This window comes from Niallia sp. M35 (assembly GCF_050971705.1).
GTDB lineage: Bacteria > Bacillota > Bacilli > Bacillales > Cytobacillaceae > Niallia > Niallia circulans_A.
This window is the reverse complement of record NZ_JBPCEP010000008.1, coordinates 153,503-167,891: the sequence shown is the minus strand read 5'-3', so window position 1 is coordinate 167,891 and position 14,389 is coordinate 153,503. Positions and strand designations below refer to the sequence as shown.

Annotated in this window: 12 protein-coding genes; all 12 read right to left on the bottom strand. The window is 35.1% G+C overall.

All coding sequences use genetic code 11. The features are described 5' to 3' along the window. Nucleotide 1: 1 nt before the first annotated feature. The 12 genes from NiCM35_RS12780 to NiCM35_RS12725 all read right to left on the bottom strand — a co-directional run bounded on the left by NiCM35_RS12780 (nt 2) and on the right by NiCM35_RS12725 (nt 14,283). On the bottom strand, nt 2-1,360 hold the full coding sequence (locus NiCM35_RS12780; protein WP_433779692.1) for a phosphoribosyltransferase family protein: 1,359 nt from the start codon (nt 1,358-1,360) through the stop codon (nt 2-4). Then, the gene (locus NiCM35_RS12775; RefSeq protein WP_433779691.1) at nt 1,302-2,498 is read right to left on the bottom strand and encodes an HpcH/HpaI aldolase/citrate lyase family protein; all 1,197 of its coding nucleotides are present in this window, start codon (nt 2,496-2,498) and stop codon (nt 1,302-1,304) included. Before NiCM35_RS12775 ends, NiCM35_RS12780 begins: the two co-directional genes overlap by 59 nt. Nucleotides 2,499-2,789: 291 nt before the next feature. After that, nucleotides 2,790-3,572: a TerC family protein gene (locus NiCM35_RS12770; RefSeq protein WP_095331999.1), complete on the bottom strand. Its 783-nt coding sequence runs from the start codon at nt 3,570-3,572 to the stop codon at nt 2,790-2,792. A gap of 36 nt (nt 3,573-3,608) precedes the next feature. After that, nucleotides 3,609-4,190, bottom strand: coding sequence for a TerD family protein (locus tag NiCM35_RS12765; protein WP_095331997.1), 582 nt, complete (start codon nt 4,188-4,190; stop codon nt 3,609-3,611). Nucleotides 4,191-4,265: 75 nt separating this feature from the next. Beyond that, nucleotides 4,266-4,862 carry a YpjP family protein gene (locus NiCM35_RS12760; RefSeq protein WP_095331995.1) on the bottom strand — a complete coding sequence of 199 codons (597 nt, stop codon included), beginning with the start codon at nt 4,860-4,862 and terminating at the stop codon, nt 4,266-4,268. A gap of 124 nt (nt 4,863-4,986) precedes the next feature. After that, nucleotides 4,987-5,763 (bottom strand): class I SAM-dependent methyltransferase, encoded by a 777-nt coding sequence (locus tag NiCM35_RS12755; protein WP_123257817.1) that lies wholly within the window; start codon nt 5,761-5,763, stop codon nt 4,987-4,989. Between the two features lie 180 nt (nt 5,764-5,943). Next, on the bottom strand, nt 5,944-6,378 hold the full coding sequence (locus NiCM35_RS12750) for a BrxA/BrxB family bacilliredoxin (protein WP_047940439.1): 435 nt from the start codon (nt 6,376-6,378) through the stop codon (nt 5,944-5,946). 97 nt (nt 6,379-6,475) lie between these two features. After that, a complete protein-coding gene (locus tag NiCM35_RS12745) occupies nt 6,476-7,597 on the bottom strand; it encodes a conserved virulence factor C family protein (protein WP_123257818.1) in 1,122 nt (373 codons plus the stop codon). 67 nt (nt 7,598-7,664) lie between these two features. After that, nucleotides 7,665-9,551, bottom strand: coding sequence for an ABC-F family ATP-binding cassette domain-containing protein (locus tag NiCM35_RS12740; protein WP_095331990.1), 1,887 nt, complete (start codon nt 9,549-9,551; stop codon nt 7,665-7,667). Continuing rightward, a complete protein-coding gene (locus NiCM35_RS12735; protein ID WP_433779688.1) occupies nt 9,532-10,188 on the bottom strand; it encodes an HD domain-containing protein in 657 nt (218 codons plus the stop codon). The genes NiCM35_RS12740 and NiCM35_RS12735 overlap by 20 nt, the downstream gene beginning before the upstream one ends. Before the next feature lie 146 nt (nt 10,189-10,334). Further along, nucleotides 10,335-11,195: an amidohydrolase family protein gene (locus NiCM35_RS12730; protein ID WP_095331986.1), complete on the bottom strand. Its 861-nt coding sequence runs from the start codon at nt 11,193-11,195 to the stop codon at nt 10,335-10,337. Next, nucleotides 11,182-14,283 (bottom strand): GNAT family N-acetyltransferase, encoded by a 3,102-nt coding sequence (locus NiCM35_RS12725; RefSeq protein WP_433779687.1) that lies wholly within the window; start codon nt 14,281-14,283, stop codon nt 11,182-11,184. Before NiCM35_RS12725 ends, NiCM35_RS12730 begins: the two co-directional genes overlap by 14 nt. Nucleotides 14,284-14,389 lie beyond the last annotated feature (106 nt).

Sequence of the window (14,389 nt, the reverse complement as noted above, 5' to 3'; positions counted from 1 at the left end):
TTTACCTCCCACTAAAATAAACAACATTAATCTTTTTTACTTGTACTGCTTTTAAAGCTGTTAGCAGTTCTTTTAAACTATCTTCTTTCACGTTTCTCTCGAAAAACAGAAAAATGTCATCATATTGATTAGGCTTTATATTATACAAGTAATTTACAATCTCTAAATCTTCTGGATTCGCAAAGCAATATGCTGTTTGAGCTCCATAATACTCTTCATCATTTGGATAAATTGGACTTCTTGTTGTCGATTGATAAGATATGTCTTCCCCCATGAAACTAGCTAACTTCATGGGTATATACATAAATTCCCCTGTTCCTACACAAAGACTAGTTCCCACCCTCTTCTTCTTAAGCACCTTTGCAGCTTGTTTTACCCACTCATCTGTTCCTTCTTCTGTATATATACCAAATCTTCCAGTATCCTTTAAATATTGGAAGTCATTGCGCTCACCTGCAAGATTTGTGGAAATCAATGGTATAATGCGAGCTTTCACATAATTTTCTAGACTAATATATTCTACAGATGGAGTTCCATCATTTGTTACCAAACTCTCCATTATGGGTGGAAGATTTATTTGCTCTCCAACTAATTCAAAGCATCCTTTCAATAAGCAGACAGAATGAACCGTTATTTGCAGTTCTTCTTCAAGAGCTTTCATTTCTAATTGCCATTTATTAGAGCGCCAGTCAAGAATGGATGCCACCGTATATTTATCTCTTGGATATTTTCTATGAAGATCTCGGATGATATTGATCGCTGTTTTTCCAGTTGTGAGTTCATCATCAACGAGGATTATTTCCCTATTATTATCAAGAATGTCTTTTTTCACGTAACATCGATGGGAAGTAGCATGTGAATGTTCTTCTTCAAATGAGATGATAGGATCCAGCCCGTTTATCTTTTCTCTTGTGGTATGAAAAAAGGATGCTTGCTTAAAAGCCTGGAAAAAAGAGTGACCTAGTGCAGTTGCTGTTTCGGCAAACCCTATAATAATAGGATTGGATACTTCTTTTTGGATAAAGGGCTTGTCCACAAAAGGCAAAGAGGTATCATGATAAATTTCCAATAATCTCTCCCTTTGCGGTGAATGCTTTCCGGTCATAATTTCTTCATATCTCGCAGCAAGCATAAAACCTGTTAGCAGACCTTTTTTTGGCTCAATTGGCAAATGCTTTCCCAGTAGTTTACTGACAAATAAAAATGCCCGTCTTTTATTGATTCTTGCAGCCATTTTAAAAAAGTCCTCAATAGGAAGCTGAAATGGATTTTCTTCGACATTAATGTCCATCTGTAAATGATCAATGATTGGTAATGAAATTTTCTTGTTTAAGTAAGTCAATGTATGTAACTCCTTCATGGAACACCCCGTAAACCTTTGATTTTAAAATAATTTTCTGCGCCCAATATAAATGAGGCTTAATTTCATTCATTTTATTGGAAAAGCTACTCTTTACAACACCAATTTCTCCATTATTGCTATCCATAATATTTAATGCGTCCAAATATTCTTCATAGGGAACTACGTTTAATGCTTGAACTGGCTTTATATGGGTCGGATGAATAATGGTTTTCCCTGTTAATCCATTTGTTATATCCATCATAACTTCCCTTATTAATCCGTCCATATGTTTATCAATTAGCTGTGTTCGCATGTTCATTCCAGCTTTTCCATAACGTTTTCGAAAAGGTGTCTCTCTTAATTGTGGGATTAAAATTCTTTCTTTCGTCGTAAAATACTCCCAGACTGGTCCCGAAACGACATAGGCACTATCTGCACGTGTAAAGATATTAATAATATCTGAAATACAGTCGCGAATAATGGCAATATCATATATGGTTGTTTCTGGGCTTCTACGTATCCCATATAATCCACAAAAATCAGTTGCTCCTATTCTAACATTTAAAATTAAGTGCTTATAATGATCAAGCACATTTTTGATAGAGAGGAGTTCATTGATTCGCGTTTCTTTTTCAATTATTTTCTTCGTCTCCAGTATCGGCATTGCATATAAACAGTATCCGAGCTTGTTATATTTTTGTAATTCTTTTAAGATAATTTCTCCTGCTTCTGCTTCAAATTTTGGGATTACTATACCTGTTAATAAAGCGATCTTATCACCAAGTATATCCATTAAACTTAAAAACTGTGCAATAGAACGTATTCTGATAAAAATCAATGGCAATTCACTTTTTAGCAGAAGTCCATTTTGTATGGCTTGATTAATATCAGTTAACTCTTCTACTAATTTTCTTTCTGCTAAATCCACCTCATGATCGCCAATTGAATCCTCAAGACAAATAACCATAGAGGTTAAAGCAGGATGTTTCTTTCTCAATAAATCCTGATAAATATTAGGTCTAGTTGCAGGCATATACAATGTTGAAGCAAGTGCATAGGATAATACTTCTTTCTCCGAAGTGCTAAACACCTCTTCTGGTAACTGGAAGAAAAGACGTTCCAATTGTTTTTCATTTAAGTCAGAGAATAATTTCATTTCCTTTACTCCATTCCAGTATTTTCATTCTATTTATATACTATTCTGAAATTTTGTTAATAAATAATTTATTTAAAGCAGGATAATTATTACTATTTTACTATAAAATTCAATATTTGAGTATTACTTCTTATTGAATGACTTTAGGATGAAGTCGTCTGATATACAAAAGATATATATATAGGAGGATTTTCGAGAAGTGGTTTCAGTATTGAAGTATTCTAATTAACAAAATAGAGGATATCCCTAGTACTACTACTTTAAAGAAACTAGAAATATCCTCAGAAATTATTAAGCCTCGCCTTGTTGTTCTGCTTTCTTTTTATTTCTAAAGTGAACAATGAAAGTGGCTCCAAATGCTATTACTAGCAATCCGAAGAAATAAATATGTTCGATGTGAATATCAAAAACGCCTAATAGCATCTTCGCTGCGATAATCAAGATTAGAATATAAGCAGTTGCTTCCAGCTCTGGAATTTTATCAATTAATTTAAGGAAAACACCCGCTACACCACGCATCATAAGGACACCTAGAATACCGCCAAGTAATAATACCCACACTTGGTTACTGACACCAAATGCTGCTAATACACTATCCACTGAAAAGGCAATATCCATTAATTCAACAGAAATTACCGTTCCCCAAAATAAGCCAAATGTGCGAATAAGAATTCCATTTTTATTGATGCCTTTATTTTCTTCTTCTCCGTCTTCTGCCTGATTCGCAGCTTTTTTACGATCTACGAAGTACTTGATAGAAAGATACGCCAAATAGGCCGCTCCCAGTATTTTCACCCATGAGAATTCGATTAAATAAACACCAATACCGATAGCTATAAAGCGGAATATGTATGCACCTAGTAACCCATAAAACAATGCTTTTCTTCTTTGTTCTGGTGGTAAATGCTTAACCATAACGGCAAGAACTAATGCATTATCCGCTGATAATAAGCCTTCCAATATTACAAGTGTTCCAATATAGCCCCAGCTGACTGGATCTGTTAGTACCTCTCCCCACATTTGCCAGTTAAAAAACTGTGCATATGTATCCATAATCGTTTCAAATATTCCCATGAAAAAAGGTTCCTCCTAAAATATGCTTATAAAGTCTTAGCCAATTTGCAGACCAAAGTCTGTTGCTAATGCAGCTAAACCACCTTGGTATCCACTGCCAATAGCACTAAATTTCCATTCATTATTATGACGATATAGTTCCCCAACAACTAACGCTGTTTCTATAGAGAAATCCTCCCCTAAATCGTAACGAATCAATTCCTCATTAGATTCTTCGTTAACAATACGTACAAACGAATTAGAAACTTGTCCGAAATTTTGATTTCTTGCTTCTCCATCATGAATAGTAATGGTAAAAGTAACACGTTGGATATTAGCTGGAATACTTTTTAAATCTACGATAATTTGTTCATCGTCTCCGTCGCCTGCTCCTGTACGATTATCTCCGGAATGAACAATCGAACCATTTCCACCTGTTGGATTATTGTAAAATACAAAGTCAGCATCATTTGTTACTTTTCCATTCTCGCCAAGTAAGAATACAGAAGCATCTAAATCAAAATCAGTTCCGCCATCATACTTATTTAAATCCCAGCCTAAACCAATAATTACTTTTGATAAACCAGGATTGCCTTTTGTTAAATCTACTTTTTGTCCTTTGGATAAACTAATTGCCATAATCTTTCTACCTCCAAGTTTTTTCAGTATAGTTCCTTTACGTAATCATAGATAAAAAAGTTTCAATTTTCCTTTTTAGCTCATCCACTTTGGCGGAGTATTTTTATCCCAGTAAATTTCTCCAAGTGCATAATGAGTTTGGAATTGATCATGATACGTGTGGTAATGGAAGTTAAAATAATAACCTTCCTGTGGGGGACGATCCCTTCTTACATGAAATCGGATAATATCCTCGTTATCTCTCGTAATATGAAATATCCGTTCACTTGTACCTGCAGCAGGAAATTCAGTTACTGTTAAATAACTTAACTCTTCTTCTGGAAAAATATGCGTTACTTCATTAATTGCTTTTTCCATATTTGGAAGAACAACTAAACGAAATTCATCTTCAATTACTGGTTTAATTTTTGGCCCGAATTTTAAATAGCTTTGTGCTTCTGCTTCCTTCATCATTTTGCTGATAAAATCTTCTCTTGAGAAATTCCCCTCAGTACTATCAACAAATATCGCTTCATCTTCGATACTTTCTCTAGCAAATGGTACTTCTCGCTCATCAATTGGTTTCTTATCATTATTATTATTATTTAAAAAGGTTGCTGGTGATGGTGAAACAAGACCAAACGTTAAAATAGAAACAAATACGACCAGGCTTTTACGAAGCCAATTAGGCATTTATTACACCTCGCTTTCCGCATCCTGATGTTATTATAAATCGAAAAAATATTTATAGATTAAGTATATATTATTTACTATCTAATCTTCTACTTTTATCCTTATCATTGAGGCTATTTTTTTATCATTCTTTTTTCAACCAGATTCCGTAATGAAATTTTGCTGTTTTTCGCTTTACCTGTTCAAATTGAAATCGGTTAAATCTGCTGCTCCTAAAATGATCTTTCCAAACGACTCTTTCTTTCGCCACTCGCTTTGCTTGATTGATTAATTCTACAGACACTTCTTCATAATGTGCTAGTTGTTTTAACGGGTTGATTCCAGCAGATGAAATAGTTTCCTCGAACATAGGATCAAAATATACGCAATCAATACTATTGTCTTCTTTTCGAGCAAGTGCTTCTAATGCGTTAATATGCTTGACTGTAACTCTTCGCATTGCTTCATCGATAGCAGGATTACTTGTCTCCCATTCTTTCAAACCTGTCTTAACAAGAAATGCTATCACTTGATTCGCTTCTAATCCTTCTACGTTTCCACTACTGCCCACCACATAACTTGCAACAATGCTATCAGAAGCAAGACCTAAAGTACAATCTAAAAAACTTTTTCCCTTTGCTAAATTTGTCGCAACAATAAAAGGATCATTTTCCTTATTCATCAGCCTTTTTATTCGAAAGACTGCTGAATTCGGATGAAAAAAGAAAGGCTCCTCTGTATTTAATGAACAGAATTCAAATCTATTTTTTCCAATTATCAGAATATCTGATTGATATTGCTCTTTTAAGTGTTGAATAGATACTTTTTCTCTCCTGACATATCTGCAGTTGAAGTCTTTGGCAATTCTATCTGCGAGAATTTGCATATCCTTATTTGTCCTACCGGCAGTTGTTACAATCATATTTTTTCTCCTACTTCTATGTAATACTATATTCAATGCGAATCATGTTAAAATTAGGTCTTCATTATAAAATAGATAATTTTAAATTATCTATCGACGAATATAAATCCTATACAAAAAGAACTAAAAAAGAAAGTCCATGAGAAAAAGGTAACCCTTTATTCTCATGAACCAAATTTTTTAGCAATATTGTTCAAAAGCTGATACAAGATTTTCCATAATTGCTTCCATTGAATTTCCTTCAATATCATAGCGATGAATAAAATGAACAACTTTATTATCTTTAATTAATGCCATGGACGGAGAAGAAGGCTCAATATCCCCGAAGAATTCGCGCATTTTTGCTGTTGCCTCTTTATCTTGGCCAGCGAATACTGTTACTAGTTGATCTGGCTTTTTTTCAGATGCAAGCACTGCCTGAGTTGCCGCTGGTCTTGCTAAACCTGCAGCACATCCACAAACAGAATTAACAACTACTAACGATGTACCTTTGTTTGTTTCAATAAATTGCTCCACTGCGTCTTCTGTCAGTAATTCTTCAAAGCCTGCTTGGGTTAATTCTGCTCTCATCGGTTTTACTACTTGTTTCATATACTCATCATATGCCATTGACATAAGTAATCCCTCCATTATATACGTATATTCTATTCCTAAATATACATTAGAAATGTTTTTCGTACAATCTTTAGCATTAGGAAAATATAGTTACAGCTTATTTTCGCGCTTCGGTCATTTGTTTCCAAACAGAACCTTTTGCTTCTTCCCCTAGTTCAATTCGTTCAATAGCTAGTTTTATTTGTAAGCTCACTTCAAATTCTGGATCGTCCTCATGAGCCTTAAGCGCAGCCAATGCTCGCTCATCTCCAACTTCATACAAGAACATAGCGGCTCTCCATCGAACAATCTTGCTTTTATCATCTAATGCATGGATCATTTCTTCCATTGCTTCGGGAAACCCTAAATCGGATAAGCAATCTCCTGCAGTGCGCCGCACCGTTACCGTTTTATCCTTTAGTGCCTTATATAAGGAAGGAAGAACAGCTGTATCTTCAATCATTCCAAGATAGACAGTCGCAAGTCTGCGAATAGATGGTTTTTCATCATCTAGTGCTTTCGTTAGCACAGGGATATCATCTACTGTAGGATCTTCGCTTTGTTCTAGCTTTTGATATCTAACTTTCCAATCTTGATTCTCTAAATCTGCAAATGACAGCTTTGTTCGCACTCGTACCTGTTTATCATTTGCTTCTGTTTGCGGATTTTTTGCATGCTCAATAATCGCATTAATTCGCTCTTGTGGGTATGCAGCAACAAGTTCTTCCACCATTACATGCCCAATTTCCTCAAATTCACCGTAGCGCACACCGAAATCTTTCCATTTACGTGTCATTACTACATTATCTTCAGGTGTACGAACTTCCGATACAGCTTGAATAAAGGTGTCAGGTAAACCGAATCTTCTTTCTTCATTGCCATCCGATAATTTAATTTGCATAGGAATACCTTTATACATTTGAACTTGAACATTTATCTCCCCATAATGCTCATTTATCTCTTTTGACACCTCTGTAGCCTCGTCCTCCCCAAAGACATTCCGCACTTTTGAAAGTAATTCTTTCCAATCATAGCGGGCATTTCTTTCAACCGCTAGGAAATCAGCTACATGGTAAACCCCTTTAATCCCTTCAATGGAAAGGATATTTTGAATTAATTCAGGTGCTTCCGCTGAATTATCAAGCTTATAATTATTACTTTTTCCCATTGGCAGCTCTTGATCTAAATTAATTTTCATCGTATTAGGACTTGGTGTTGGTTCTATAGAAATAATTCTCATATTCCATCCCCCTCTTTTTCAACATTTATCTTATCATGCTTGATGCTATATCGAAAATAAACAGCTTTTATGACTTATCAGCGATTTCAGATAAATAGCTCCAGCGTTCAATTAGGTGTTCTAATTGGTTATTTAATTGTTCTTGCTCGCTCATTAACTCAGCTGCTTTTTCGAAGTCACTGCCTGTCTCGGCTAATTCTGTTTCTATAGTAGCTAATCTTACTTCGACTTTTTCGATATCCTCATCAATGGTTGCCCATTCCCTTTGTTCATTATAGCTTAGTCTTACTTTTTTCTCCTTTGGTTCCTTTTTAGGAAGTGGTATTTCTGTTTTCTCTTTTATTTGTTGTTCTTCTTTTCTCTCCACCTCTAAATATTCGCTGTAATTGCCATAATAGGTGTCGATAATACCATTTCCTTTTAAAATCAACAGCTGTTCAGCAACCTTATCAAGAAAATAGCGATCATGGGATACGGTAATAACCACGCCGTTAAAATCTTCTAAATAATCTTCCAGAACCATTAATGTTTGTGTATCTAAATCATTTGTCGGCTCATCTAATAAGAGTACATTTGGTTCTCCCATTAGTATTTTCAACAAATAAAGTCTTCTTCTTTCCCCACCAGATAGCTTTCCAATAATCGTTCCATGGGTATGAAGAGGGAATAAGAATCTTTCCAGCATTTGGGCAGCTGTAATGACTTTTCCATCAGAGGCTTCTATTACTTCAGCCGTTTCTTTTAGATATTCAATCATTCTTTTAGATGTATCCATATCTTCATTTTCTTGCGTATAGTAAGCCACTTTTACTGTTTGTCCAATGATTCTTTCGCCAGAATCGAGGGATGCCTTGCCTGCTAAAATATTTAAGAAGGTCGATTTACCAGTCCCATTTTTTCCTATTATTCCAATTCTATCCCCTGGTTTTACAAGCAAATTATAATTATTTAAGATTATTTTATCATGGAAACGCTTGTTTGCCCCCACCAATTCAAAGACTTGCTTGCCTAATCGACTTCCTTTCAAGGAGATATCTAATTTATCTTTAGCTTTAACATTAGCTAATTTATCATCTAATGCGTCAAAGCGCTGAATTCTGGCTTTTTGTTTAGTAGAACGCGCTTTTGCCCCTCTTCTAATCCATTCTAATTCTCTTCTAAATAAATTCTTTTGCTTATCAAGAGTAGCTGCTTCATTTTCTTCCCTGATAGCTTTCGCCTGTAAAAAGTCACCGTAATTGCCTTTATAGCTATACAAATTGCCCCCATCTAATTCAAACATTCTGTTTGTGACACGATCTAAGAAATAGCGGTCATGTGTTACTAATAAAAGTGCTCCTGTGTATCTGCTTAAATAATCTTCCAGCCATTTAACTGCCTCAAAATCAAGATGATTTGTCGGTTCATCTAAAATAAGCAAATCTGGTTCTTGAATCAGAACTTGTGCTAAAGCAACCCGTTTTTTTTGCCCACCTGACAATTCACCAATCTTCTTATTAAAATTAGTAATTCCTAACTTCATTAACACCGTCTTTGCATTTGTATGAACTTCCCAGCCATTTAAAGCATCCATTCTTTTTTGTAAATCAAATAATTTTTCATGAAGCTTATTGTCCTCTGGATCATGGTTGATTTCCATTAACATTGCTTCATAATCTTTAACTAATGCTAAGACCGGTGCATCACCAGCATATACTTGGTTTAATACGGTAAGATCTGGATTTAATTCTGGGCTTTGGGCAGAATAGGCGAAACGAAAATCCTTCGGTGCTATGATATCTCCTTCGTCTGGAATATCTATTCCAGCAACTATTTTTAATAAGGATGATTTCCCAGTTCCATTGATGCCGATTAAACCTACCCGTTCTTTTTCACTTATTGAAAAAGAGATGTTTTCAAATAACTTTTTCTCTCCATATGTCTTTGTTACATTTTCAATTGAAATACTCTTCATTTTGTACATTCCATTCTTTATAAAATTCTTTTAGAAAGCTTTCCATAAATTGATGCCTTTCCACTGCCATTTTTTTAGCACTTTCAGTATGTAAAAGGTCTTTAATTTTCAATAGTTTTTCATAGAAATGGTGAATAGAAGAGGAGTTGTTTTTTCGATATTCTTCTTCTGTCATCTTTTCCCTTATTGCACTATGTGGATCATAAATAGGACTTCCTATACTTCCTCCATAAGCAAATGTACGAGCAATGCCAAGTGCTCCAATCGCATCTAATCGATCAGCATCTTGGACTATTTTTGCCTCCAGACTTTTGGGAGTTATCCCATTTCCTCCTTTAAAGCCAACTGTTTCGATGATAGCTTTAATCTGTTCCTTCTCTTGATTCTCAATTGGAATCTGCATTAGTATATTTGCTAATCTTCGTTGCCCTTCGCTTTTGGATTTATTTAATTTTCCATCTGAAATGTCATGCAATAACGCAGACAGTTCTATGATATGAGAATACTCAATTCCTTCTTTTTCTGATAGTAATAAGGCTATTTTACGTACTCTATCTACATGATACCAATCGTGACCACTAGCATCATTCTCCATCTCTTGCTCTATTATATTTTCTACTTTCGTAATAAGCTTCATTTATTCTCACATCCAGCAATCTATTATGTCCATATTGTATCATGAAAAGTAGTTTTTCGAATATGAAAGAACAATCAATATAATTACGAAAGCCGGAGTAGAAAATTCAATCATTCTACTCCGGCTTTCGTTTCATTATTCATTTCCTATTTCTTACTTAAAAAGGGCTTTATTTTTGGAAATACCTTTAATGCTGTTCGATAAAATACGTCTTCATGGTAAGTTTCTGGAATGAGCTTTTTTATAAACTCTATATATGGTTCAAATGGGGCTAGCGGCCAATCTGTCCCAAAAAGCAATTTATCATATGATTGGGCAAAAACTAATGCATGGCGTAAATGATCGAGAAAAATCCCTTCATGTGCTTCTTCCAGTTCTTTTTTTGTTCCAACGATTAAACCAGATAAATCGGCATATACATTCGAATTTTTATAAATAATTTCCGCACCAGTCAATGTCCAAGGATCACCGAAATGTGCCATCATAAAATTCACATTACGATGTTTCACAGCCACTTCATCAATTGCAAGAGGATGACTATATTTTAAGTATCCTCTTTCAGAGTATGTATCTCCAGTATGGAACACAACTGGTAATTGATACTTTTCTGCTAGTCGATAAACAGGTTCATATACCTCATCATAGGCATAAAAAGGGTAGTAGCCTAAATAAATTTTTATTCCCACAACATGTGGCTTTTGAATCTCCTGCTCTAATCGTTCTTGTGCCGATAAATCCATATCATATGGATTTATCCCAGCACAGCAGACGACATTGTCTGGAACCAATAAGTCCAAATCTAATCCCATTGGGGTCTGGGCCTTATAATCAGGAAAGCCCATCTCTGGCGTTTCTGTAACCCCCATCCCAATCGCAAGGACAATATCAGCCTTCCTCATCTCTTCTTTCAAACCTTTATAACTATAATCTACAAAGGAAAGATCTCGAGCTGTCTCTTTAAACGATCCAATATTTGAGTAGTGTATATGGGCATCAATTATTTTCATCTACGTATTCCCTTTCTGAAAATGCTATTTGCCTTACCTTATTAACTAAAGAAGACTGTAATTCCCCCTCGGTAAACAGAAGATAGGTTGGTTCTGTAAATAAGCGGTTCTCTGTTCTTCTGCACTTAGCATAGGAAATCAACTGTATCACATCTTTATTACTATAGAAATCTATACCTTTTGATATATCACTTGCAATATAATAACACTTTTCTTGCTCTAGCGATAAATAGGAATGACCCTTTATATTAACTTCTTGCTCTTCTGAAGCAACCATATATTGTTTTGTACTAACCTTGTTATCCTGAATATGGAGTACAGCTTTTTCCTCCTCATTGCAAGTGATAAATAGGTTTGTATGCCATTCTTCTTCTGCCATACGTCTGCCTGCATCATCAATTATTTCTACAAATGTAATGAGCAAAGGAATGCCTGGCATTGTAAGGAAATATTGTTCATACTTTAACCCATTCCATTTCTCATGATGCCTTATCGTTGTTACCAGCTTCACACCAGTCCATTCGTTATGATGGATATCTTTTAAACTAGTAAATGCACAAGCTGTCTCTTCCTTTAAGACAGAAAATACATTTAAATCTGGCGGACCATTTTTAATGCCCCCACACCACGGATTCCACCAACTTTTTGCGATAGGTTTAGGAAATGCATGATCCAACCATTCTTTCCCATTTACTACTAAAGAGTAAACGCCTGGATAGTAATCAGGAGAAGCTTTAAAAGATATTATTCCATTCGAAACATGGTATATGGTAACTCCTTCTTCTATTATCACTTCTGTTGTCATGTTCTTACTACTTGGTACAAAAAGTAAATCTTCGGTATCTATTATTTTTGTCGGCAAAGAAATGGTTGTTTTCACTGTGTTTAGCCCTAATTGAAGATCCCTTTGAGGCTGAATTTGGTAGACTTCGGATGCTTCCGTATCAATTCTCTGTGAATCTCCTTGTCTTTCATTCATTGTTATGGTCATTTCACCTTGTATTGCTTGATTACTATAATTCTTTATTCGTACTTTTAAGTCATTATCTCTATCTATAATAAGATTTTCCTCATTAAATTCAACTTTAAATCCTGAGATAACAGTACTTGCGTGCTCTTTCTGTAGCCCTTCTGCTGCTAACTCCCATTGCTGCCAATTACGATAGGCACCGATATTCACTCTAAGAGGCGAAAAAGCAACGGATTCATTTTTTCCGAGCATGCGTGTGGATTCTATATGCACCTTCCAATTATCCATTTTAACGCGGGCTTCTTTAGCCCATGCAACACCGAATGGGCTAGAATTTGGAGAAGAAAAATACCAATTCCCCGTTATATCCTTAGAATTTAATTCAAAAGGTTGTACGAGGTTCCATTCATTAAAGGAAACAACTTCCCCATTTAAAGGGAAATAGAGATTCTGCCATATGTCAAAAAAAGTTTCCTGTACACTTATTTCTTTTTCTTCCAAACTATTATTAGCAATGGTTATCCAACGTTTAATCAACCCTTCCGCAAAGAGCTGATTTGTTAACATAATATCTAGATATGGAAAAGCATTAGACTTAAAGAATAGTTCCAGTTTAATACTGTTTCCAGTTTTTTCAGTACGAACTTCATATGGCTTTTGTTTAGACAGCTCATTAGAATAAGGCTTTCCAATAGACGGTGCAAACAGAGCAAAGTCTGTATGAGCAATTTCTGTCGTAAGATCCATTTTGCTTACGGTAAGTTGATGTGGACCGTTATAAACCTGCCAACTCTTTTCTTGTTCTACTACAAACTGTTCACCAATCCCTTTGAAGGCAAGCGCAATTTCCTTTTCAAACGTTAAAATTCCCTGCTCATTCTCCACAATTTCTCCGATGATTTTTTCTTTAAAACTACCACAACTCTTCACTTGAACCGGAATGCGAATCCACTTTTTCGCTTTTTTAGCCAGATCGAAAGAATACTTATCCCCTTCAAAATGTAAGCGGTCATTTTTAGGAATGGTGAAATATCCATAAATATCTTTTTCTAAATTATTTCTAATCTCTAAATCTAAGTATGTGTTCATTCCTTTCGCTAAAATGGCCTCTATTTCCTTTCCCTCAATCGAAATAGGTGCTTGTGGGAAAACCCCCAGTTGTAAGCCTGTTTCTAGTCCATTGATTCTAACTGCAACCTTTAATGCCGGAAAGGTTTTTCCATTTACAGGTTCTTCTCCTTTTTCAATCACAAAAGAAGAAGAAATCGTTATTTCTTGATTACCCTTTATCTCTTGTGATCTTTGAAAACTGCATTGAATTCTGTCCTGATTATCTGCCAATACTTCTAAAGAAATTGGGCTTGCTGTTTTATTTTTTATCTTTAAATAGACCTTATGCTCTATTTCTTCTATGCATTTATGATTATCCATTGTTAATTCAATCTGAAAATCCTTAGTTTCCAAAGAGCAGATTCCTCTACTTGTTTTTTCAAATTTTACAACAATCGTCTCTGTTTCTTTTTGCCACACATATTCATAATGTGTAAAGCCTCTTTCAAACACCCCATCTGGCTTTATTTCAAGATTTCTTTTTAAATCTGCATACCAATCCATGTTTTTTAAATAACTATTTATTACTGCGTCATTTCGAACTGTTGGGATAAAATTCATTAGATGTGTATATTGGTCGTTATCCTCCCAAAAGAAACCGCAGCGTTTATATAATGGAACTGCCTTAAGATTACCTGCCCAAGTATATAAATCCAGTCTTGGCCATTTTAATTCTGTCGCTGCATTGAGTGCATGGAGCAAAAGCAGCTTACCAATTTTCTTGCCATGATAATCTGGACGAACATTTAATAAAGGAACATACAAGGCTCCTGCATCTTCTTTATAAACAGAAAAACCACAGTACCCTACTACTTCTTCTCCTATAACAGCTAAGAAGGTATCGATATTATCTGAGCTTTGCTGTTGATCGCGTACTTGTTCTTCTGTTTTTCCTGTTCCTCCCCATGAATCTTTACTTTTTGTCCACATGTCGGCCACTTTACCAGCAAGATCATCATGATAGCTTACTATTTTAATTTCCTCTAAACCCTTGATTGTCTTTTCCACTAAGAACCCTCTTTCCTCTTATTTTTCATTTTTGTTTGTATTGATATATTTTTATTTGTATTCATCCTAGCTCCTCCTTTCTTCATTGCAGGAATGTTTTTCCAGC